The following is a 21182-nucleotide window of genomic DNA, read 5'->3' as shown; positions in this document are numbered from 1 at the left end:
CAGTTGTCGCAGAGCAGTGTGCGTGGGGAGGGTCCTGCGATGGAGGACACAATGCCGCTGGCGCCGCAGATGCCGGGCACCGGAAGCGGTGGCGGGCGCGGTGGCAGGCGACGCACAGATGGCTCGCAGGGGGGCCGCCCCCGGCGCAGACGGCGCGTGTTGCGCTGGTCCGCGTCGATCCTCACGGTCGTGATACTTGGCACGGCCGGCGCCGGATACCTGTACTACGAGCACCTCAACGGCAACATCCGCAAGGGCCAGCGCGACAACGGCGACTCCAAGGCGCAGAAGACCGCGCCGAACGCCGACGGGCAGACCCCGCTGAACATCCTGCTGATCGGCTCCGACAGCCGGAACTCCGACGAGAACGTGGCGCTCGGCGGCAGCAGGGACAACCGGGGCAACCCGCCGCTCGGCGACGTGCAGATGCTCATTCACCTGTCCGCGGACCGCAAGAGTGCCGCGATGGTCAGCATCCCGCGTGACACTCGCGTGAACATCCCCAAGTGCACGGACGCCAAGACCGGCAAGACGTACCCGGCGACCAACACGATCATCAACGAGTCGCTGGCCCGCGGCGGTGCCGGCTGCACGCTCGCCACCTGGCAGAACCTCACCGGGGTCTACATCGACCACTGGATGACCATCGACTTCGCGGGCGTGGTGCGGATGGCGGACGCCATCGGCGGTGTCGACGTCTGCGTCAGCCAGAACGTGTGGGACCGTTCCACGCCCGCACAGCGCGGCGGCTCCGGGCTGAAGATGCGGGCGGGCACTCACAAGGTCCAGGGCAAGCAGGCCCTGCAGTGGCTGCGCACCCGGCACGCCTGGGGCAGCGACCTGATGCGGGCGCGCGCCCAGCACATGTACCTGAACTCGATGATCCGCACGCTGAAGCAGCAGAACATCTTCACCGACACCGGGCGGCTGACCGACCTGGCCGAGGCGGCCACCAAGTCCCTCCAGGTCTCCGAGGAGATCGGCACGGTCAAGAAGCTCTACGACCTGGGCATGCAGCTCAAGTCGGTGCCGACGGACCGCATCACCTCGCTCACCATGCCGAACGTCGAGGACCCGCGGAACTCCTCGCATGTCGTCCCGGACGGCGCCGGCGCCGACAAGGTGTGGGAGATGCTCCGCGACGACGTGCCGCTCGACAAGAACGGCAAGGCGTCGGACGACGCGAAGAAGAAGTCCAAGGAGTCGGCCACCCGGACTCCGTCCGTCACCCCGGCCCAGCTCGGCGTGCAGGTGCAGAACGCCACCCAGACCTCCACCGAGGCGCCGGTCGGCCACCGGGCGGCCGGGATCGCCCAGGTGCTCATCGGAAAGGGCTACGGCAGGGCGGCCGCGGACACCAGGTCCGGGCTGTCGGAGGACCGGACGGTCGTGCAGTACCCGAGCGCGGATCTGGAGGGCGACGCCCAGGCCATCGCCAAGGCGCTGGGAATCCCGCTGAGCTCGGTGAAGAAGTCGTCCTCAGTGTCGGGTGTCACCGTGGTCGTCGGCGCCGACTGGCGGTCCGGCTCGTCCTACCCGAAGGCCTCCGCTCCGAAGGCCGGGGACGTGCCGAGCAACGCCGACGCCATCAACGGCGCGGACAGCCAGAAGTGCATGGACGTGTACAAGCCCTACCAGTGGCAGTAGCCCCCTGCCGGTAGTAGCGCCTGCCCATACCCGTACGGCCCCTGCCCGGCGCTCAGTCGCCGGGCAGGGGCCGTACGGGTATGGCGAGGCCGGGCGGGCTACGCCCGCTGGTCGGTGCCGAGCACCGCCGGACGGCGGGACGCGACGACCCGCTTCGCGAGCGACTTCGGGCTGGTCAGAAAGCCCCAGCCCCAGGACATGTGCATGGTGGCGAGGGCGACGGGGATCTGGAGCCGCGCCTTCAGCGGCAGCCCCTTGCCGGCAGGCACCGACCCGGCGACGATCGCCGCGAGATAGCCGCCGGGCACCACGAAGCCCAGCGGGCTCAGGGCCACGCCGGCCACCAGACCCGCCGCGATCGCGCACACCGCCGTGGGCGGGGCGAGATAGCGCAGGTTGATGGAGCCCTCGTGGTAGCGGGCGACGACGTGCCGCCAGCGGCCGTAGTCCTTGTACTGCTTGGCGAGCGCCCGCACGCTGGGCCGGGGGCGGTACGACACCTTCAGCTCCGGCGAGAACCAGATCAGCCCGCCGGCCTCGCGGATGCGGAAGTTCAGCTCCCAGTCCTGGGCGCGGATGAACTCCTCGTTGTAGCCGCCCTGCCGTTCCAGGGCCTCGCGCCGGAAGACACCGAGGTAGACGGTCTCGGCCGGGCCCGCCTCGCCGCCGGTGTGGAAGGCCGCGTTGCCGACGCCGATCCTGGAGGTCATCGCGGCGGCGACCGCGTGCTCCCAGTCGTTCTCGCCCTCGGCGTGCATGATGCCGCCGACGTTCTGCGCGCCGGTCTCGTCGAGGAGCCGGACCGCCGTCGCGATGTAGTTGGGCGAGAGCATGCCGTGGCCGTCGACGCGCACCACGACCGGATGGCGGGAGGCCTTGATCGCCGCGTTGAGCGCGGCGGGGGTACGGCCGGTCGGGTTCGGGACGGTGTACACGCGCGGGTGTTCGCGGACGAGCTCGGCGGCGATCTCGTCCGTGCGGTCCGTGGACGGACCGAGGGCGATCACGACCTCCATCTCGCCGCCGTACTCCTGCGCGAGGATCGCTTGGACGGCACCGCGCAGATGCCGCTCCTCGTTCAGGACGGGCATGATCACGGAAACTGCGGGGAGCCGCACGTCGGGCTTGGCGTTCATAGGAGCCTCACGTTACCGCGAATGGGGGACACCCATGCGCGCCGCCGGTTCGCCTGCGCCGGGGCGGAGATCGTATGGGCCTACGGTGCTCAGGACCCCACGTAGGCCCCGGGCCCCCAGCCCCCGCGGAGGTTCCCTCATGCCGGCCACGCCGCAACGGTCGCCCGCACGGCCGCAGCGTCGTCCACGACCGCCCCAGCCGCAGCGGGCCCAGGTGCCGCCCAGGCGGAGGAAACCACGCTGGGCCATGCGGGCGGTGACCACTCTGTCCGTGGTGGTGCTCGCCTCGGCCGGGATCGGACACGCCGTCGTCACCAGCCTGGACTCGGACATCTCGCGCGTCGACCCGTTCCGGGACATGAAGGACCGGCCGCAGGCGGGGCACGGTATGAACGTCCTGCTGGTCGGCACGGACGGCCGCGACCAGATCACCGAGCGGGACCGGCGCCGCTACCGGCTCGGCGGGGCACCCTGCCACTGCACCGACACGATCATGATCGTGCATCTGTCGGCGGACCGGGAGCGGGCGAGCGTGGTGAGCCTGCCGCGGGACTCGTACGCCAGGGTGCCGGAGCACGTCGACGAGTCGACCGGGAAGCGTCACGCGGCGCACTCCGTGAGGATCAACGCGGCGTACGCGGAAGGCGGCCCGCAGCTGACCGTGCGCACGGTGGAGGACATGACGCATGTGAAGATCGACCACTATCTGGAGGTCGACTTCACCAGCTTCATGAAGACCGTGGACGTGCTCGGCGGCGTTCGGATCTGCACGACGGAGCCGATGAAGGACTCGTACACCGGCCTCGACCTGCCGGCCGGCCCCCACACCCTGGGGGGCGGCCAGGCGTTGCAGTACGTCCGCTCACGGCACGTGGACGGGGCCAGCGACCTGGGGCGGATGAAGCGGCAGCAGCGGTTCCTGGCGGCGCTGATCGACCGGGCGACCTCCTCCGGGGTGCTGCTGAACCCGCTGAGGTTCCGTGACGTGACGCACGCCGTGCTGGGGTCGGTGCGGGCGGACCGGGGCTTCGGCACGGACGAGCTGCTGGACCTCGGCCGCGCGATGCGGCACTTCTCCCCCGCCTCCTCCGAGTTCACGACCGTGCCGATCGGCCGCCTGGGACAGGTCGTGCCCGGCATCGGCTCGACGCTGCTGTGGGACAAGGCCGGGGCGGACAAGCTGTTCCAGGCACTGCGCGACGACAGACCGCTCGCGGTGAACCGCCCCCGGCGGAACACCACCCCGGCCGTGACCGTGGGGGTGCCCCCGCAGCAGATCAGGGTCCAGGTGGAGAACGGCACCGCGACCGCCGGACTGGGCAGGCGGATGGACTCGGCACTGGCCGCGACCGGCTTCGCCACCTCCGGGCAGCCGGTGACCTCGGCAGAGCACTCGGTGCGGCGGACGGTGATCGTCTACGACCCGCACTGGGACCGTTCGGCCAGGGCGCTGGCCGCGGCCCTGCCGGCCGCCGAGCTGCGGGCGCGGCCCGGGCAGGGCCAGGTGCTCAAGGTGATCGCCGGTTCCGACTTCAAGGACGTACGGAAGGTACGGGCGGACCAGCCGGCCCCGGGGACGAACGGCGTGATGCGGGGCGACGAGGCGCTGTGCGCAGGAGGCGCGTGACACGGCACCCGCCGATGCCCAGGGACGCCCCCTAGTCCGCGAATCCCTCCGCCACCCGTCGCTCGCGCAGTTCCATGATCGCCTGGCGGCGGGAGAGGCGGTGGGTGCGGCGGATCTGGGCTTCCTGGCAGCGGCGCTTGTCGCGCTCGGTCTCCGGGATCACCGGCGGGACCGGGCGGGTCTTGCCGTCCTGGTCGACCGCGGCGAAGACCAGGTAGGCGGAGCCGACGTGGGTGGGCGGGGTGGACTCGTTCCAGCGTTCGGCGAGGACCCGGACGCCGACCTCCATCGAGGTCCGGCCGGTCCAGTTGACCTGGGCCTGCACATGGACCAGATCGCCGACGCGGACCGGCTCCAGGAACACCATCTCGTCCATGGACGCGGTGACGGCGGGCCCTCCGCTGTGCCGCCCGGCCACCGCGCCCGCCGCGTCGTCGACCAGTTTCATGATCACACCGCCGTGCACCGTGCCCAGCAGGTTGGTGTCGTTGAGTGTCATGATGTGGCTGAGCGTGGTACGGGACGCCGAGGTGGGTTTGCCCAACATGTCCGGTGTGCCCGGTCTGTCGGGATCTGCGCCGTGGGGCTGGTCTGTCATGGACCCCACTGTATGCGGGAGCGACGTTCGCGGAATTTGTGTCAGCTTCGCAACAGCAGAGCCCTGATTTCCCGACGGGCCTTGTAACCCATATGGCGGGACCCTGCACACTGGGGCGCATGAACGATTGGCGCGAGGGATGGTCCGACGACAACCGCGGCGACCGCTACGGACGCGGTAGCGCCGGCGCGCAGCCCGAGGGCGCCCGCGTGATGCGCCAGGTGCAGCGCGGCCAGGCCGCCCCGCCCGGACAGCGCGGGTACGGCAACGGCGGCCCGTCGGCGCCGCCGTACGGTGCCGGGGTCCCGCAGCAGCCGTCGTACGTCGACGGCCAGGGACACGACGGCTACGACAGCGGCTACAACACCGGCCAGGTCTACGGCGGCGCGCCCGGAGGCGGTCCCGGAGGCCCGGCGGGCCCGCGCGGACCGCGCCCGGCGCCGAACTGGCGGCGCCGTCTCAAGTGGACGGCGATCACCCTCGTCAGTGTGCTGACCGTCACGTCGGTGGCGACGTACTTCTGGGCCGACTCCAAGCTGCACCGCGACGTCGACCTGTCGACGGTCATCGACCGGCCGGAGACGGGCTCGGGCACGAACTACCTGATCGTCGGCTCCGACAGCCGCAAGGGCCTGTCGGACGAGGACAAGAAGAAGCTGCACACCGGCTCCGCCGACGGCCAGCGGACCGACTCGATGATGATCCTGCACGTCGGCGACAACGGCGACACGCTGATCTCGCTGCCGCGCGACTCCAACGTGACGATCCCCTCGTACCAGGGGTCGACGTCCGGGAAGACCTACCCGGCCAAGGGGCGGCAGACGAAGCTGAACGCGGCCTACGCCGAGGACGGCCCGACGCTGCTCGTGCGCACGGTCGAGTACAACACCGGCCTGCACATAGACCACTACGTCGAGATCGGCTTCGCCGGCTTCGCGAACATCGTCGACGCGGTCGGCGGGGTCGAGATCGACATCGACAAGGGCTTCAAGGACAAGTACTCCGGCGCCGACTTCAAGACGGGCAAGCAGACCCTGAACGGCGAGCAGGCCCTCGCCTTCGTGCGTACCCGGCACGCCTTCGCGGCCAGCGATCTCCAGCGCACGAAGAACCAGCAGAAGTTCCTGTCGGCCCTGGCCCACCAGGTGGCCACCCCGTCGACGGTCCTGAACCCGTTCAAGTTCTACCCGACCATGGGCGCGGGCCTCGACTCGCTCACCGTCGACAAGGACATGAGCCTGTGGGACCTCGCCTCCATGTTCTGGGCGATGAAGGGCGTCAGCGGCGGTGACGGCACGTCCCTGAACATGCCGATCTCCGGCTCCACCGGCGGCAACCTCGTCTGGGACAAGTCGAAGGTCAAGACGCTGGTGAACCAGCTGAACAACGACGAGAAGGTGACCGTCTCCGGCAACTAGTCGCGCGCACGGGAGGGTGCCCCGCGAGACACCCTCCGGCGCCGTCAGGCCGGGGTCACATACGCGCACCCGCCATCGACCGGCACATCTCGGCGCAGCGGCGACACGCGTCCGCGCAGCGCATCATCTGTGGATCGTCCGGCATCGACATACACGCCTCGGCGCACATGTCGCACGCCTTGGCACACATCGCGCACATCTCGGTGGACATCGGCGAGCGGCGCATCATCATGTCCGCGCACATTCGGGTCATCTCCGAGCAGTCCATGAGCGCCCGCATGATCTGCATCTGGGCCTGTCCGCCCATCTGCATGCAGGAGCTCATGGTCTCCTCGCAGACGGTGTGGCAGGACATGCACGCCTCGACGCAGTCCTGCATCGCCTTGCTCATGGGGCTCATGGTTCCGGGCTGGGACACGACTCCTCCAGAGAGGGAGAGGGGCCCCGGACGGGCCCCACGTGCTTCCCGTCCTAAGCCCGACCGATGGGTAGTGCCATTCGGCGCCCGGCGGCACGCACGGCCTCGTCAGGAGAGGCAGAGACAGAACGGGTGTCCCGCCGGGTCCGCGTACACGCGCCAGGTACGTGAGCGGTCCGCCGTGTCCAACGGACGTGCGCCCAGCTCCAGCACCCCCTTCTCCGCCGTGTCCAGGTCGTCCACGACCAGGTCCAGGTGGAACTGCTGCGAGCCGTCGGGCGCGGGCCAGTTCGGCGGTACGAACCCGGGCGCGGCCTGGAAGGCCAGCGCCTGCCCGCCGGGCAACCTCAGGTCGACCCATTCCCCGTTGTCGTCGGGAGTGCCGCCCAGCAGCCCGGCGTAGAACCCGGCGAGCGCGCTCGGGTCGGGACAGTCAAGGACGACGACACCCAGTCTGGCGAGAGCCACGACTCCTCCTCGGAACCTCGGATCGGTTGCCCCTGCAGGAGAACATTCCAAGGGGCCCGAGGGTAAGGAGCACCACCCTGGGGCCGGTTCGAGGACCATCCGGCGGCCACGTGGTGCAGAATGCAGCAAGACGCCGGTTCGGCCGACTGAGCCTCGGCCGAACCGGCGTCATCCGTGTGCGTCGACCGAGTGAGTGGACTCAGTGGCGGGGATTCAGGCGGTCGGACGGCCCATCGCTCGGTACGTCCATCCGGCGCGCCGCCACTCCTCCGGGTCCAGGGCGTTGCGTCCGTCGAGGATCACCCGGGCAGAGACGACCTCGCCCAGCGCCGCCGGGTCCAGCTCGCGGAACTCCCGCCATTCGGTCAGGTGCAGTACGACGTCGGCACCCCGCACGGCCTCCAGCGCGGAGTCGGCGTACCCCAGCGTCGGGAAGAGGCGCCGGGCGTTGGCCATGCCCTTCGGGTCGTAGACGGTGACCTGGCCGCCCTGGAGGTGGATCTGGCCGGCCACGTTGAGCGCGGGCGAGTCCCGGACGTCGTCCGAGTCGGGCTTGAAGGCGGCGCCGAGCACCGCGACCCGCCTGCCCAGGAACGAGCCGCCGCCCAGCGCCTCCCGGGCCATCTCCACCATCTGGCCGCGGCGCCGCATGTTGATGGAGTCGATCTCGCGCAGGAAGGTCAGCGCCTGGTCCGCGCCCAGCTCGCCCGCCCGCGCCATGAACGCCCGGATGTCCTTGGGCAGACAGCCGCCGCCGAAGCCGATCCCGGCGCGCAGGAACTTCTTCCCGATCCGGTCGTCGTGGCCGATGGCCTCGGCCAGCTTCACCACGTCACCGCCGGCCGCCTCGCACACCTCCGCCATGGCGTTGATGAAGGAGATCTTCGTGGCCAGGAAGGAGTTCGCGGAGGTCTTCACCAGTTCGGCGGTCGGGAAGTCGGTGACGACGAACGGCGTTCCCTCGCCGATCGGCGTGGCGTACACCTCGCGCAGCAGCTTCTCCGCGCGCTCGCTGCGCACACCCACCACGAGCCGGTCCGGGTGCAGGGTGTCCTTGACGGCGAAGCCCTCACGCAGGAACTCGGGGTTCCAGGCCAGCTCGGCGTCGGCGCCGGCCGGGGCGTGCTCGGCCAGGTAGGCGGCGAGCCGGTCGGCGGAGCCGACGGGCACGGTCGACTTGCCGACGACCAGGGCGGGGCCGGTCAGATGGGGCGCGAGGGAGGCGAACGCGGCGTCGACGTACGACATGTCGGCCGCGTACTCGCCGTGCCGCTGCGGTGTGTTCACGCACACGAAGTGGATGTCGCCGAACGCGGCGGCCTCGGCCCAGTCCATGGTGAACCGCAGCCGCCCCGAGGAGCCCTCGATACCGGCGACGTGCTTGCGCAGCAGCTCGTCGAGCCCCGGCTCGTACATCGGGGTCTCACCGCGCTCCAGCATCTCGATCTTCTCGGGCACGACGTCGAGCCCGAGTACCTCGAAACCCAGCTCGGCCATGGCCGCGGCGTGTGTGGCGCCGAGGTAGCCGGTGCCGATCACGGTGATCTTCAGGCTCATGGAAATGCTCCAGATCGGGTACGTCGCTGATGCGGAGCCGAGCATAGTCGGGCCGCCCACCGGGCAGTTTTCCGGTCTGTCGCCAAGCTCACGTAGGCGGTCCCCTGAGCGGGCTCTAAAATTTGAGTTACTTAACGGTAGTTAGCGTCAGAATCACAGCGTCTTTGGAGCGTGAGAGACCTTGGCCGGATCGGCTGACTTCGACCTGTACCGCCCCGCCGAGGAGCACGACATGCTCCGCGACACCGTCCGCGCGCTGGTCGAGGCGAAGATCGCGCCGTTCGCCGCCGCGGTGGACGAGGAGGCCCGTTTCCCGCAGGAGGCGCATGACGCCCTGGTCGCCAACGACCTGCACGCCGTGCACGTCCCCGAGGAGTACGGCGGCGCCGGCGCCGACGCCCTCGCCACCGTCATCGTGATCGAGGAAGTGGCCCGCGCCTGCGTCTCCTCCTCGCTCATCCCGGCGGTGAACAAGCTCGGCTCCCTCCCGGTGATCCTGTCCGGCTCCGAGGAGCTGAAGAAGAAGTACCTCGGGCCGCTCGCCAAGGGCGACGGGATGTTCTCGTACTGCCTCTCCGAGCCGGAGGCGGGCTCGGACGCGGCCGGCATGAAGACCAAGGCGGTCCGCGACGGCGACCACTGGATCCTCAACGGGGTCAAGCGCTGGATCACCAACGCGGGTGTCTCCGAGTACTACACGGTGATGGCCGTGACCGACCCGTCGAAGCGCTCGAAGGGCATCTCGGCGTTCGTCGTGGAGAAGTCCGACAAGGGCGTCTCCTTCGGCGCCCCGGAGAAGAAGCTCGGCATCAAGGGTTCGCCGACCCGCGAGGTCTACTTCGACAACGTCCGCATCCCCGCCGACCGCATGATCGGCGAGGAGGGCACCGGCTTCGCGACCGCGATGAAGACGCTGGACCACACCCGCATCACCATCGCCGCCCAGGCCCTCGGTGTCGCCCAGGGCGCCCTCGACTACGCCAAGGGCTACGTCCAGGAGCGCAAGCAGTTCGGCAAGCCGATCGCCGACTTCCAGGGCATCCAGTTCATGCTCGCCGACATGGCCATGAAGATCGCCGCCGCCCGCGCCCTGACCTACCAGGCCGCGGCCGCCTCCGAGCGCGTCGACAGCGACCTCACCTTCCAGGGCGCGGCCGCCAAGTGCTTCGCCTCGGACGTCGCCATGGAGGTCACCACGGACGCGGTCCAGCTCCTCGGCGGCTACGGCTACACGCGGGACTACCCGGTGGAGCGGATGATGCGCGACGCGAAGATCACGCAGATCTACGAGGGCACGAACCAGGTTCAGCGGATCGTGATGGCCCGCAACCTTCCCTGACAGGTGAACCAGCACGGCCCCCGGCGTCGCGCCGGGGGCCGTTGGTGCTGTTGCGGGGTCGGCCTAGGAGGGGCCGTCGAGCTGCTCGATCGTCGCGTTCGACGGGGCTCGCGTCGCCCGGAGGTCGCGGGCGACGTCCTCCGCCGCGCCCAGCACCCGCACCGCGTTCTGCCAGGTCAGCTTGGCCAGGTCGGAGGTGGACCAGCCGCGGTCGAGGAGTTCGGCGAGAAGGTTGGGGTAGCCGGAGACGTCGGCGAGGCCGTCCGGGGTGAAGGCGGTGCCGTCGTAGTCGCCGCCGATGCCGAGGTGGTCGATGCCGGCGACCTCGCGCATGTGGTCCAGGTGGTCCGCGACCGTGGCGACCGTGGCGAGCGGGCGGGGGTTCAGCTCCTCGAAGGCGCGGTGCACCTTCATGGCCTCGGCGGTGGTGGCGAGGTGGTGGAAGCCGTGGGCCCGCATGTTCTCGTCCGCGGCGGCCGTCCAGTCGACCGCCGCCTGGAGCACGAACTTCGGTACGAACGTCACCATCGCCATGCCGCCGTTGGCGGGCAGCCGCTCCAGCACGTCGTCCGGGATGTTGCGCGGGTGGTCGCACACGGCACGCGACGAGGAGTGGGAGAAGATCACCGGCGCGGACGTGGTGTCCAGCGCGTCCCGCATGGTCGTCGCCGCCACGTGGGAGAGGTCGACGAGCATGCCGAGGCGGTTCATCTCCCGTACGACCTCGCGGCCGAAGGCCGACAGACCGCCCGCGTTCGGCTCGTCCGTCGCCGAGTCGGCCCACGGGACGTTGTCGTTGTGGGTGAGCGTCATGTAGCGCACGCCGAGGCCGTACAGACCGCGCAGGGTGCCGAGCGAGCAGGCGATCGAGTGGCCGCCCTCCGCGCCCATCAGGGAGGCGATACGCCCCTCACGGCGCGCGGTCTCCATGTCGGCGGCGGTCAGCGCGGGCGCCAGGTCCTTCGGGTGACGGGCGAGCAGCTGCCGTACGCAGTCGATCTGCTCCAGGGTGGCCGGGACCGGGTCGGGCAGGTCCGAGCGCACGTACACCGACCAGTACTGCGCTCCGACGCCGCCCTCGCGCAGTCTGGGGATGTCGGTGTGCAGATGGGCGCTCTGGCTCACGGCGATGTCGCGCGCGCCGAGGTCGTAGCGGACCTGTTCGCGCAGCGCCCACGGGAGGTCGTTGTGGCCGTCGACCACGGGGAACTCGCGCAGCAGGGAACGTGCTTCGTCGAGTGAGGTCATGACGGAGGTCATACCCCTCACTTCCCGAAGCCGAAGCCGCTCGATCCCTCGACCTTGGCGCGCAGCCGTTTGCCCTTCTCGGTGGCCTGGTCGTTCAGCTCCTGCTGGAACTCGCGCATACGGGTGAGCAGTTCCTCGTCGTGCGCGGCGAGGATGCGGGCGGCGAGGAGACCGGCGTTGCGGGCGCCGCCGACGGAGACCGTGGCGACGGGGACGCCGGCCGGCATCTGCACGATCGACAGCAGGGAGTCCATGCCGTCGAGGTACTTCAGCGGCACCGGGACGCCGATGACCGGCAGCGGGGTGACCGAGGCGAGCATGCCGGGCAGATGGGCGGCGCCACCGGCGCCCGCGATGATCGCCTTCAGGCCCCGGTCGGCCGCGTGCTCGCCGTACGCGATCATCTCGCGCGGCATGCGGTGCGCGGAGACCACGTCGACCTCGTACGCGATCTCGAACTCGTCGAGGGCCTGGGCCGCGGCCTCCATGACGGGCCAGTCGGAGTCAGAACCCATGACGATGCCAACAACGGGGCTCATTCGGTGATCGTGCCTCTCAGGTATCCGGCAGCGTGACTGGCGCGCTCCAGCACGTCGTCCAGGTCGTCGCCGTAGGTGTTCACGTGACCGACCTTGCGGCCGGGCTTCACGTCCTTGCCGTACATGTGGATCTTGAGCTGGGGGTCGCGGGCCATGCAGTGCAGATACGCCGAGTACATGTCCGGGTAGTCGCCGCCGAGGACGTTGGCCATGACGGTCCACCTGGCGCGCGGGCGCGGGTCGCCGAGGGGGAGGTCGAGCACGGCCCGTACGTGGTTGGCGAACTGGCTGGTTACCGCACCGTCCTGGGTCCAGTGGCCGGAGTTGTGCGGGCGCATCGCCAGCTCGTTGACGAGGACGCGGCCGTCGCGGGTCTCGAACAGCTCGACGGCGAGGTGGCCGATCACGCCCAGCTCCTTGGCGATGCTCAGCGCCATCTCCCCGGCCTTCAGGGCCAGGGCCTCGTCCAGGTCGGGGGCGGGGGCGATCACCGTGTCGCAGACGCCGCCGACCTGCCGGGACTCGACCACCGGGTAGGCGACGGCCTGGCCGTGCGGGGAGCGTACGACATTGGCGGCGAGCTCGCGGACGTAGTCGACCTTCTCCTCGGCGAGGACCGGGACGCCCGCGCGGAACGGGTCGGCGGCCTCCTCCGCGGACTCGACCACCCAGACGCCCTTGCCGTCGTAGCCGCCGCGGACGGTCTTGAGGACGACCGGGAAGCCGTCGCCCTCCGCGGCGAAGGCGACCACGTCCGTCGGGTCGGTCACGATCCGGTGCCGTGGGCAGGGCACACCGATCTCGCTGAGTTTCGCGCGCATCACCCCCTTGTCCTGGGCGTGCACGAGCGCGTCAGGGCCTGGGCGCACGGGGATGCCGTCCGCTTCCAGGGCGCGCAGATGCTCGGTGGGTACGTGTTCGTGATCGAAGGTGATCACATCGCAGCCCCGTGCGAACGCGCGCAGCGTCTCCAGGTCGCGGTAGTCGCCGATGACGACATCGCTCACCACCTGGGCCGCGGAGTCCTGAGGGGTGTCACTGAGAAGTTTGAACTTGATGCCCAGCGGGATGCCTGCCTCGTGCGTCATACGAGCGAGCTGGCCACCGCCGACCATGCCGACTACCGGGAATGTCACACCCCCAGGGTATCGGCCCGCTCCCCCGGGCTCGGCTGTCCCGATTTTCCCCGGTCTTGCCCTTCTCTTTCCGACCTGTGGGCCGGTGCACAGGAAAGTCGAAGGGGCCGTGGTTAGCATGGCTGGGTTGACCTAACCCTACCGACGGGATCCCGCACCACCATGGATCATGCTTCCTCGGCATCCTCGGGACTGCGACGGCTCGTCCGCGAGCTCGCGAAGTTCGGCGCCGTCGGCGGTGCCGGTCTGCTCGTCAACCTCGGGGTTTTCAACCTGGTCCGGCACGTCACCGACCTTCAGGTTGTCCGGGCGAGCGTGATCGCGACCGTGGTCGCCATCGTCTTCAACTACATCGGCTTCCGTTACTGGACGTACCGCGACCGTGACAAGAGCGGCCGAACCAAGGAACTGACCCTGTTCCTGCTGTTCAGCGTGGTCGGGCTGGTGATCGAGAACGGCGTTCTGTACGCGGCGACGTACGGCTTCGGCTGGGACAGCCAGCTCCAGAGCAACGTGTTCAAGTTCGTCGGCATCGGCATCGCGACCCTGTTCCGCTTCTGGTCCTACCGAAGCTGGGTCTTCCGCGCCCTACCGGCCCGCGAGACCGTCGCCAGCGCTGAGGCGTTCCTCGCCGAGGGCGACCCGACGACGGAGCGGCCCGCACAGCGGGTGCTCTGAGCGGCGCTCGCCGGGGGGCCTAGCGGACCGTCGGTTCTTCCTCGTCCAGGCGTCTGTGCGGCGGGGTGCGGGACAGGAACAGGCCGAAGACCGGGGGCTGGGCCTGGAGCAGTTCGAGGCGGCCGCCGTCGGCCTCCGCGAGGTCGCGGGCCACGGCCAGGCCGATGCCGGTGGAGTTCCGTCCGCTGATCGTCCGCTCGAAGATGCGGGCACCCAGGTCGGCCGGGACCCCGGGACCCTCGTCGGTGACCTCGATCACGGCCTGGTTGCCGGTGACCCGGGTGCGCAGGGCGACCGTGCCGCCGCCGTGCATGAGGGAGTTCTCGATCAGCGCGGCCAGCACCTGGGCCACCGCGCCCGGGGTGCCGACGGCCCGCAGGTGCCGCTTCCCGGAGCTGACGATCGCGCGGCCCACGCCACGGTAGGCGGGGCGCCACTCGGCGAGCTGCTGCTGGATGACCTCGTCCAGGTCGAAGGAGACGGCGGAGCCGGTGCGCGGGTCGCGGGAGTTCGTCAGCAGCCGTTCCACCACGTCCGTCAGGCGCTCCACCTGGGTCAGCGCGACGTTCGCCTCCTCCTTCACCGTGTCCGGGTCGTCCGTGAGGGTGATCTCCTCCAGCCGCATGGACAGCGCCGTCAGCGGCGTACGTAGCTGGTGGGAGGCGTCGGCCGCGAGGCGCCGCTCGGCCGTCAGCATGCGGCCGATGCGCTCGGCCGAGGAGTCCAGGACATCGGCGACCCGGTCCAGCTCGGGCACGCCGTACCGCTTGTGCCGGGGGCGCGGATCACCGGAGCCGAGGCGCTCGGCGGTCTCGGCGAGGTCGGTCAGCGGGGAGGCGAGCCGGTTGGCCTGCCGTACCGCCAGCAGCACGGCCGCGACCACGGCGAGCAGCGCCACCAGTCCGATGATCAGCAGGGTCCGGCCGACCTCCCGGGTCACCGCGGAGCGGGGCTCCTGCACCAGGACGGTCTCGCCCTCCTCGCCGTGCTGCGTGGAGTGGATGACGTCGCCCTCGGGCTTGGTGCCGATCTCGATCGACGGCCTGCCGGGCATACGGATCAGGACGTACTGGTCCTCGCCGACCGGGTTGCGCAGCGCCTCCGCGTTGACGTTCTCCGAGGCGAGGATCCGGCTGTCGACGATGCTGGCCAGCCGCACCGCCTCGGACTCCACGCGCTCCTGGGCGCTGTTGCTGATCGTCCGCGTCTCGACGATGACGAGTGACACACCGAAAACGGCGATCACCACGAGCACCACGGCGAGCGTGGACTGGATGAGTCGACGGCGCATGTTCCCGTACCCGAACTACCTGAACCGGATTACCCGAACCACCCCGACTAGCTCTTCTCGAAGCGGAAGCCCACGCCCCGCACGGTCGCGATGTACCGCGGGTTCGCCGCGTCGTCGCCGAGCTTCTTGCGCAGCCAGGAGATGTGCATGTCGAGCGTCTTGGTGGACGACCACCAGGTGGTGTCCCAGACCTCGCGCATCAGCTGGTCCCGCGTCACGACCCGGCCCGCGTCCCGCACGAGCACCCGCAGCAGGTCGAACTCCTTCGCGGTGAGCTGGAGTTCCTCGTCGCCCATCCACGCGCGGTGCGACTCCACGTCGATGCGCACGCCGTGCGTCGCGGGCGGCTGCTGCGGCTCGGCGGCGCCACGCCGCAGCAGGGCCCGGACACGCGCGAGCAGTTCGGCGAGCCGAAAGGGCTTGGTGACGTAGTCGTCGGCGCCCGCGTCGAGGCCGACGACGGTGTCCACCTCGTCGGCTCGCGCGGTCAGGATGAGGATGGGCACGGTGTGGCCCTCGGCACGCAGCCGGCGGGCGACCTCCAGGCCGTCCATGCCGGGCAGGCCCAGGTCCAGCACGACCAGGTCGACGCCGCCCTGCATTCCGGCGTCGAGCGCGGTGGGTCCGTCCTCGCGCACCTCGACCTCGTAACCTTCCCGGCGCAGGGCGCGGGCCAGCGGTTCCGAGATGGACGCGTCGTCCTCGGCGAGCAGTACACGGGTCATGAGGTGATGGTAGTCCGCCGACGCGCTGAGCTGGGGTGTGATCGCCTGGCCGGATTCTTACCTTGGGGCACATTGGCACGAACCTGTGGCCGAGAGGTGCGATGGTAGGAGACACCTTCGAATACGGGTGTGAGGTTGCAGCGACACCTGTGATCCGTGTCTCAAGTCCTTCCATATCAGGCGGTGTCCTGACGTAAAGTGAATGTGAACGCCTGTAGTACACGGGGACCTTTGGCGAGCAAATGACGCTGAAGGTCTCTTTTGTGTACGGGCCGGCCCCCAACCGGCCTTGAAAGGAATGACCTCTGGCCGGGCTCCGGACGCCTCTCGCGTCACGGGGCGTGGATCCCGGTGGCCGCCGTCCTCCGCCCCGCGATCCGGGGCGGACTCCCCCCGGGCGTGGGGTGGACGGTCCGACCCGCCGGTGCCGGCCGACCCCCACCGGGCGCGACGCTCCAGCGAGCGCGTCCCGACCAGCAAGGAACGACCCATGGCGTCCAGCCTGACGAAGGACTCGGTCCGACCGGGCACCCCCGGCCCCGAGAAGACCTTCTTCGGCCACCCCCGCGGCCTGGCCACCCTCTTCATGACCGAGATGTGGGAGCGGTTCTCCTTCTACGGCATGAAGGCTCTCCTCGCCGTCTATCTGCTGTCCGGCGGTCCCGACGCCGGCAAGGGCAGCATGGGCGGCGGCCTGGCGATGGACGCGGCCGCCATGACGGTGATCGTCTCCATCTACTCCGCCATGGTCTATCTGCTCGCCATGCCCGGCGGTTGGCTCGGCGACCGTGTCTGGGGCCCGCGCAAGACGGTGACCGTCGCCGCCGTGACGATCATGGCCGGCCATGTCGCGCTTGCCCTGCCCGGCGGACAGGCCCCCTTCTTCGCGGGTCTCGCGCTGGTCGCGGCCGGTTCGGGTCTGCTGAAGGCCAACATCTCCACGATGGTGGGCCACCTGTACGACGGGCCGGACGACCCGCGCCGCGACGGTGGCTTCACGATCTTCTACATGGGCATCAACGCGGGCGCCTTCTTCGCTCCGCTGGCCATCGGCACGGTCGGCCAGAAGGTCAACTGGCACCTCGGCTTCGGCATGGCCGCGGTCGGCATGGCGATCGGTCTCGCCGCGTTCCTGCTCGGCACGCGCCACCTCAACCCCAAGAGCGAGATCGTCCCCAAGCCGCTGAGCGCCGAGGAGCGGAGCTCCTGGCTGCGCAAGGGCCTGACCTGGCTGATGATCGCGGCCGTCTTCTACGGCGTCGTCGGCTTCACCGGCCACTTCACCCTGAACTGGGCGGTGATCCCGCTGGCCGTGATCGGCGTGATCGTTCCGGCGGGAGTGCTGCTGCGTATCAAGCGGGACAAGGACCTCTCGGCTCCCGAGCAGTCCAGGATGTCGGCGTACGTCTGGTTCTTCGTCGCCGCCACCGCCTTCTGGATGATCTACGACCAGGGCGCGTCCACGGTCCAGGCGTTCGGCGAGGGCAAGGCATCCCACCAGATGCTGGGCTTCGACTTCCCGACCTCCTGGTACCAGTCGCTGAACCCGCTGTTCATCATGGCGCTGGCCCCGGTCTTCGCCTGGATCTGGCTGTGGCTGAACCGCAAGGGCAAGGAGCCCAGCACCGTCGTGAAGTTCGCGATGGGACTGGTCCTGGTAGGCGTGTCGTTCTTCTTCTTCCTGATCCCGCTGGCCATGGCGGCGAACGGCACCGCGGTGAGCCCGATGTGGCTGGTCGGCATCTACTTCATCCAGACCGTCGGCGAGCTGTGCCTGTCGCCGGTCGGCCTTTCGGTGACGACGAAGATGGCTCCGGTCAAGTACGCCAGCCAGATGATGGGCATATGGTTCCTCGCGTCGACCGCGGGCGACTCCATCACCACCCTGCTGGCCAACCCGGCCGTAGCGGGGATGAATCTGGGCGGCAGGGGCGCGGTCTTCGGCGAGGCGGTCCTCGCGGTGCTCGCCGGCTTCGCGGTGTTGATGTACCGCAAGAAGGTCAAGGCGCAGATGGTCGACGTGCGCTGACGCACGGTCCGGCACACACAGCGAAGGGCTGCCGCACCCGAGGTGCGGCGGCCCTTCGCCGTTTCGTCATGGACTTCCGCCCGGGCTTCGGGGTCAGCGCGGGTTCCGCCGGGGCAGGAGGGTGAACACCGCTCCGCCCAGCAGGATCGCCGTGCCCGCCACCAGGCCGAGGGCCTTGAGGGCGCCGTGTTCGCTCGAACCGGTCTCGGCCAGGCCGCCGCTGCCACCGGTCGCCGCGGCACCGCCCGAGGTGGACCCGCCGCCGGAGGCGCCGTTCGCCTGCTGCGCGGTGTCCAGGGTGAGGGAGACCTCCGACTTCGTCGGCGTGCAGGTCGTCGTCGTGCCCAGGGCCTTGATGGTCAGCACCCCCGGCGACAGGCTCGAGGAGCCACTCGCACCGGGCTTGTAGGTGCCGGTCAGGTCGGGGATCGCTATGGGTTCGCCGGACTTGATGGGCGAGGAGTTCGCCGGGCCCTCCACATGCACCGTGCCCTTGTCGGCGCCGCCGAGGGCCACCTCCATCGACGGTTTCACGGAGTTCGCGGGGATGTCGGCCGGGCTGTCCATCACCGACTTCTTGAACAGCACGGTGAGACCGAAGCTCCCGCCGCTCTTCCTGGCGTTGATCTGCACCGCGGAGGTCGCGTTCTTGTCGCCGATGGGCGTCTTGCAGGCGTAGGGGACCTGGACCTCCTTGCCCGTGAAGTCGGTCTGCCCGGTCCCGTCACCCGGGGAGGACGAGGCCGACGCCGACGCCGACTGCGAGGGCGTACCGCTCGGCGGCGCCGACGCGCTCGACGATCCCCCGCCGCCCGCCGACACCACGATGGTCGCCGCCTTCTGCACCGTCTCCTTGGGCGCGCACTTGGTGTCCGTCGACATGGCGTTGACCGTGTAGGCGTCGGGCGTCAGGGTCACCTCGCCGGGTGCGGTCAGCTTCAGGGTGCCCTTCATGTCGGACAGCACCATGGCGCCGCCCTTGGGGATCGCCGGGTTCTCCCGGGGCCCCCGCATCGCGATGTCGGCGCTCTGCGCGCCGGCCGCCTTCAGGGTGCCGGACGGCTGGACCGAGTTCGCGGGCAGGTCGATGATGTTCGGGTTCTTCGACGCGGCCTGTACGAACTTCCACACCACGTCGACCGTGTCGCCCACCTTCGCGGTGGCCGGCGCGGTGATCTGGACCTTGGTGGTGCCGTCGACGGGATCGATGCCCGCGGGCGGCACGCAGTGCGTCGCGAACGACACCTCGGCGGCCTGGGCCGGTGCCGTGGCCAGGCCCAGCAGGAGTCCCGCCCCGCCGAGCGCGAGTGCGGCCCCCACCGCGCCCGCCCGCCGTACGCCGCCGTGCCGGGTGGTGGCCGGTGTGGCTCTCCTTCGCATGCTCACGTGGGTCCCTTCGTGGTGGGAGTCGCAGGACTCGTCGGGCTGTCGTCGTGCGGTGCGGAGAGCCGGCCGGCCGCGCTGTCCGGAACGGAGTCCGGGGTGAACCACGGCAGGGTCGGAGTCGTGACGGGCGCGTCGTCGGGTGCGGCGCCGGATCGGGGCAGCCGTGACAGCAGCCGGGGGCGGCGCGGCCCGCGACCATGGGCTCCGCCGCCGGCTCCGCGCGGCCGCGGCCGTACGCGGTCCACCACCGCCATGCCGATACGGAACACGGCGGCCGGTACGACCAGGCAGAGCAGGAGCCAGAAGAGGGTCACGCCCCAGGGCCGGCCCACGCCCCAGGGCTGTTCGGCGACGACCCGGCCGGCGTACCGGACGGACACGGTGTAGTCGCCGTGTGCCCCGGCCGCCAGCTCGACGGGCAGCCTGACCTCGGCCTTGCCGCCGGGTCCGAGGGTGCCCCGCCACTCGTGGTCGTCCCACTGCGGTGCGAAGACACCGTGCGCGGTGCCGACCTGGAAGACGGGGTCGCGGACGGCGGAGGAGCCGGCGTTGCCGACGGTGAAGACCAGCGTGCGCGACGGGGGCGCCCCGAACCACGTCAGAAGGCCGCCGGAACCGTCGAGCCGGGTGTCGGTGAGGACGGACAGGCGTCCGCCGGTGGTCTCGGCGGGCAGTGCCGCGACGGCGTGTCCGGCCACCTGGAAGGCCGCGTCCGCGTCGGCCTTCGCCCCGGTCACGGTGGCCACGTGCACCACGCAGGGGCACGGCACGGGCGGTTCGGCGACCGGAACACTCCTGCCGAAGGTGCCCCGGGCGTCGGTGGTGACGGCCCTGCCGTCGCCGTTGGCGCAGGAGTTGGTGCCGCCGATCACGCCCCGGGACGGGGTGGCCTGCCCGCAGACCAGGATCATCAGCAGGGTGCGCGGCCGCCAGCCGGTACCGCTGACGGTGACCGAGCCCCCGGTCCCCGCCTGGGAGTCCGAGAGCCGCACGGCCGGTCCGTCGGCCGCCGCGGCCGTACCCGCGAGCGGTGACCCCGCCAGCGGCGAAAGAACCAGCACCAGCACGATCGCCAGCGCCCGCAGCCGCCCGCTCATACCGCCGCTCCCGTCAGCACGTCCCCGGCACCAGCGGTACGACGTCTGCGCCGCCGTACGACGACCACCGCGCCCGCTCCGCCCAGCGGCACCGCCACCGCCCCCACCGCACCCCACGGCACGAACCGCGCCGACACGGCCGCCGAGTCCGCCGCCCCGCCCGGCGCCGTGACCGTCAGCCGTATGTCGACCGCGTCCAGCTTCGGCCGGTCGGGCCAGGGTTCGGCGAGTCTCAGGCGGCGGCCCGGGGGCAGCCGGACGGGCAGGGTGCGCGCCGGGCGGTCCAGGACCCGCCCGAAGACACCTTCGGCCCGCACCGCGAGCTTCGGTACGAGGACCGTCGTACCCCGGTTGACCAGCTCGTACGTGATGCGGTCGGGGCGCACGGCCAGATGCTCCACGGTCAGCGCGGACAGCGCGGGGCCGTCGACCCGCAGGTGCACCGGGACCGTCGCGGCGAGGCCCTCGCCGTCCCGTGCGGTGAGGGTCCCGGACCGGTCACCGGGCGCGGCTCCCGCCGGGACGGCCACCGTGAAGGGGACCTCGGCCCGGGTGCGGGCGGGGACGCGCAGGCGCGGCGCGGCGAAGGTGACGCGGACTCCGGTGCCGCCCAGCCGCAGTGTGACGGGCCCGGTGCCGCGGTTGGTCACGGTCAGCGTGTCCTGCTGGACCGTCCCGGGCGCGCCCTCGGCGTAGAAGGACGGTCGTCCGCCGCCCGCGGGCGCCATGGACCAGCCCCCCGGGTTCCCGCGCGGCGGCAGCAGGGCCAGCGTGGGCAGGAGGGACGCGCTCAGAAGGCGGGCGGCGTACGGCATCGGCGGCTCCAGCGGTCAGACCCGGGACAT

Annotated in this window: 19 protein-coding genes; 6 read left to right on the top strand and 13 right to left on the bottom strand. The window is 70.6% G+C overall.

All coding sequences use genetic code 11. From position 1 onward, the window contains the following. Positions 1 to 3: 3 nt before the first annotated feature. A complete protein-coding gene (locus ACIPK3_RS16370) occupies positions 4 to 1647 on the top strand; it encodes an LCP family protein (RefSeq protein ID WP_402570142.1) in 1644 nt (547 codons plus the stop codon). A 98-nt stretch (positions 1648 to 1745) separates the two neighbouring features. On the opposite strand, the gene ACIPK3_RS16365 is transcribed toward ACIPK3_RS16370, so the two are convergent. Further along, positions 1746 to 2783: a glycosyltransferase family 2 protein gene (locus ACIPK3_RS16365; RefSeq protein ID WP_402570140.1), complete on the bottom strand. Its 1038-nt coding sequence runs from the start codon at positions 2781 to 2783 to the stop codon at positions 1746 to 1748. A gap of 139 nt (positions 2784 to 2922) precedes the next feature. On the opposite strand from ACIPK3_RS16365, the gene ACIPK3_RS16360 reads away from it, so the two are divergent. Continuing rightward, positions 2923 to 4410: an LCP family protein gene (locus ACIPK3_RS16360; protein ID WP_402570138.1), complete on the top strand. Its 1488-nt coding sequence runs from the start codon at positions 2923 to 2925 to the stop codon at positions 4408 to 4410. Positions 4411 to 4441: 31 nt separating this feature from the next. On the opposite strand, the gene ACIPK3_RS16355 is transcribed toward ACIPK3_RS16360, so the two are convergent. Continuing rightward, complete coding sequence (locus tag ACIPK3_RS16355; protein ID WP_402570136.1) at positions 4442 to 5008, bottom strand: acyl-CoA thioesterase; 567 nt, start codon at positions 5006 to 5008, stop codon at positions 4442 to 4444. Positions 5009 to 5127: 119 nt separating this feature from the next. On the opposite strand from ACIPK3_RS16355, the gene ACIPK3_RS16350 reads away from it, so the two are divergent. Next, complete coding sequence (locus ACIPK3_RS16350; protein WP_402570134.1) at positions 5128 to 6426, top strand: LCP family protein; 1299 nt, start codon at positions 5128 to 5130, stop codon at positions 6424 to 6426. 55 nt (positions 6427 to 6481) lie between these two features. On the opposite strand, the gene ACIPK3_RS16345 is transcribed toward ACIPK3_RS16350, so the two are convergent. The 3 genes from ACIPK3_RS16345 to ACIPK3_RS16335 form a co-directional block, all read right to left on the bottom strand. Continuing rightward, positions 6482 to 6826, bottom strand: a complete 345-nt coding sequence (locus ACIPK3_RS16345; protein ID WP_402570226.1) for a four-helix bundle copper-binding protein — start codon at positions 6824 to 6826, stop codon at positions 6482 to 6484. Positions 6827 to 6952: 126 nt separating this feature from the next. Then, positions 6953 to 7312 carry a VOC family protein gene (locus ACIPK3_RS16340; RefSeq protein ID WP_402570132.1) on the bottom strand — a complete coding sequence of 120 codons (360 nt, stop codon included), beginning with the start codon at positions 7310 to 7312 and terminating at the stop codon, positions 6953 to 6955. Between the two features lie 213 nt (positions 7313 to 7525). Beyond that, positions 7526 to 8869: a UDP-glucose dehydrogenase family protein gene (locus ACIPK3_RS16335; protein ID WP_402570131.1), complete on the bottom strand. Its 1344-nt coding sequence runs from the start codon at positions 8867 to 8869 to the stop codon at positions 7526 to 7528. Positions 8870 to 9050: 181 nt separating this feature from the next. On the opposite strand from ACIPK3_RS16335, the gene ACIPK3_RS16330 reads away from it, so the two are divergent. After that, the gene (locus ACIPK3_RS16330) at positions 9051 to 10208 is read left to right on the top strand and encodes an acyl-CoA dehydrogenase (RefSeq protein WP_402570129.1); all 1158 of its coding nucleotides are present in this window, start codon (positions 9051 to 9053) and stop codon (positions 10206 to 10208) included. Between the two features lie 63 nt (positions 10209 to 10271). Here ACIPK3_RS16330 and ACIPK3_RS16325 read toward each other — a convergent pair whose 3' ends face one another. The 3 genes from ACIPK3_RS16325 to ACIPK3_RS16315 are packed head-to-tail and all read right to left on the bottom strand — an operon-like array spanning position 10272 to position 13131. Next, a complete protein-coding gene (locus ACIPK3_RS16325; RefSeq protein ID WP_402570127.1) occupies positions 10272 to 11456 on the bottom strand; it encodes a dipeptidase in 1185 nt (394 codons plus the stop codon). Between the two features lie 17 nt (positions 11457 to 11473). Then, positions 11474 to 11971, bottom strand: a complete 498-nt coding sequence (gene purE / locus ACIPK3_RS16320; protein WP_402570224.1) for a 5-(carboxyamino)imidazole ribonucleotide mutase — start codon at positions 11969 to 11971, stop codon at positions 11474 to 11476. A 20-nt stretch (positions 11972 to 11991) separates the two neighbouring features. Next, positions 11992 to 13131 carry a 5-(carboxyamino)imidazole ribonucleotide synthase gene (locus tag ACIPK3_RS16315; RefSeq protein WP_402570125.1) on the bottom strand — a complete coding sequence of 380 codons (1140 nt, stop codon included), beginning with the start codon at positions 13129 to 13131 and terminating at the stop codon, positions 11992 to 11994. A 162-nt stretch (positions 13132 to 13293) separates the two neighbouring features. Between ACIPK3_RS16315 and ACIPK3_RS16310 the strand changes: the two genes are divergently transcribed. Continuing rightward, positions 13294 to 13809 carry a GtrA family protein gene (locus ACIPK3_RS16310; protein ID WP_402570124.1) on the top strand — a complete coding sequence of 172 codons (516 nt, stop codon included), beginning with the start codon at positions 13294 to 13296 and terminating at the stop codon, positions 13807 to 13809. Positions 13810 to 13828: 19 nt separating this feature from the next. Here the strand turns inward: ACIPK3_RS16310 and ACIPK3_RS16305 are convergent, their stop codons facing one another. Both ACIPK3_RS16305 and ACIPK3_RS16300 read right to left on the bottom strand, forming a co-directional pair. Then, positions 13829 to 15100 (bottom strand): ATP-binding protein, encoded by a 1272-nt coding sequence (locus ACIPK3_RS16305; RefSeq protein ID WP_402570123.1) that lies wholly within the window; start codon positions 15098 to 15100, stop codon positions 13829 to 13831. Positions 15101 to 15147: 47 nt separating this feature from the next. Further along, positions 15148 to 15825, bottom strand: a complete 678-nt coding sequence (locus ACIPK3_RS16300) for a response regulator transcription factor (protein WP_018566970.1) — start codon at positions 15823 to 15825, stop codon at positions 15148 to 15150. Between the two features lie 490 nt (positions 15826 to 16315). On the opposite strand from ACIPK3_RS16300, the gene ACIPK3_RS16295 reads away from it, so the two are divergent. Next, the gene (locus ACIPK3_RS16295; RefSeq protein ID WP_402570121.1) at positions 16316 to 17854 is read left to right on the top strand and encodes a peptide MFS transporter; all 1539 of its coding nucleotides are present in this window, start codon (positions 16316 to 16318) and stop codon (positions 17852 to 17854) included. Between the two features lie 93 nt (positions 17855 to 17947). On the opposite strand, the gene ACIPK3_RS16290 is transcribed toward ACIPK3_RS16295, so the two are convergent. From ACIPK3_RS16290 to ACIPK3_RS16280, 3 genes are read right to left on the bottom strand one after another with little or no spacing between them, the layout of a single operon-like run. Continuing rightward, a complete protein-coding gene (locus ACIPK3_RS16290; protein ID WP_402570119.1) occupies positions 17948 to 19240 on the bottom strand; it encodes a hypothetical protein in 1293 nt (430 codons plus the stop codon). Beyond that, complete coding sequence (locus ACIPK3_RS16285; RefSeq protein ID WP_402570117.1) at positions 19237 to 20337, bottom strand: hypothetical protein; 1101 nt, start codon at positions 20335 to 20337, stop codon at positions 19237 to 19239. Before ACIPK3_RS16285 ends, ACIPK3_RS16290 begins: the two co-directional genes overlap by 4 nt. Next, entirely contained in the window at positions 20334 to 21152 is an 819-nt protein-coding gene (locus tag ACIPK3_RS16280; RefSeq protein WP_402570116.1) for a hypothetical protein, read from the bottom strand. The genes ACIPK3_RS16285 and ACIPK3_RS16280 overlap by 4 nt, the downstream gene beginning before the upstream one ends. Positions 21153 to 21182: the final 30 nt, after the last annotated feature.

The sequence above is a fragment of the Streptomyces sp. NPDC086787 genome (assembly GCF_044745865.1).
Classification (GTDB): Bacteria; Actinomycetota; Actinomycetes; order Streptomycetales; family Streptomycetaceae; genus Streptomyces.
The sequence above is the reverse complement of the archived record's forward strand: the minus strand, read 5'-3'. Positions and strand labels throughout refer to the sequence as shown.

Coding starts and splice junctions, on each gene's coding strand:
- ACIPK3_RS16365 (WP_402570140.1), bottom strand. CDS start 2,783: ATGAACGCCAAGCCCGACGTGCGGCTCCCCGCAGTTTCCGTGATCATG.
- ACIPK3_RS16360 (WP_402570138.1), top strand. CDS start 2,923: ATGCCGGCCACGCCGCAACGGTCGCCCGCACGGCCGCAGCGTCGTCCA.
- ACIPK3_RS16355 (WP_402570136.1), bottom strand. CDS start 5,008: ATGACAGACCAGCCCCACGGCGCAGATCCCGACAGACCGGGCACACCG.
- ACIPK3_RS16350 (WP_402570134.1), top strand. CDS start 5,128: ATGAACGATTGGCGCGAGGGATGGTCCGACGACAACCGCGGCGACCGC.
- ACIPK3_RS16345 (WP_402570226.1), bottom strand. CDS start 6,826: ATGAGCCCCATGAGCAAGGCGATGCAGGACTGCGTCGAGGCGTGCATG.
- ACIPK3_RS16335 (WP_402570131.1), bottom strand. CDS start 8,869: ATGAGCCTGAAGATCACCGTGATCGGCACCGGCTACCTCGGCGCCACA.
- ACIPK3_RS16325 (WP_402570127.1), bottom strand. CDS start 11,456: ATGACCTCACTCGACGAAGCACGTTCCCTGCTGCGCGAGTTCCCCGTG.
- purE (WP_402570224.1), bottom strand. CDS start 11,971: ATGGGTTCTGACTCCGACTGGCCCGTCATGGAGGCCGCGGCCCAGGCC.
- ACIPK3_RS16310 (WP_402570124.1), top strand. CDS start 13,294: ATGGATCATGCTTCCTCGGCATCCTCGGGACTGCGACGGCTCGTCCGC.
- ACIPK3_RS16305 (WP_402570123.1), bottom strand. CDS start 15,100: ATGCGCCGTCGACTCATCCAGTCCACGCTCGCCGTGGTGCTCGTGGTG.
- ACIPK3_RS16300 (WP_018566970.1), bottom strand. CDS start 15,825: ATGACCCGTGTACTGCTCGCCGAGGACGACGCGTCCATCTCGGAACCG.
- ACIPK3_RS16295 (WP_402570121.1), top strand. CDS start 16,316: ATGGCGTCCAGCCTGACGAAGGACTCGGTCCGACCGGGCACCCCCGGC.
- ACIPK3_RS16285 (WP_402570117.1), bottom strand. CDS start 20,337: ATGAGCGGGCGGCTGCGGGCGCTGGCGATCGTGCTGGTGCTGGTTCTT.
- ACIPK3_RS16280 (WP_402570116.1), bottom strand. CDS start 21,152: ATGCCGTACGCCGCCCGCCTTCTGAGCGCGTCCCTCCTGCCCACGCTG.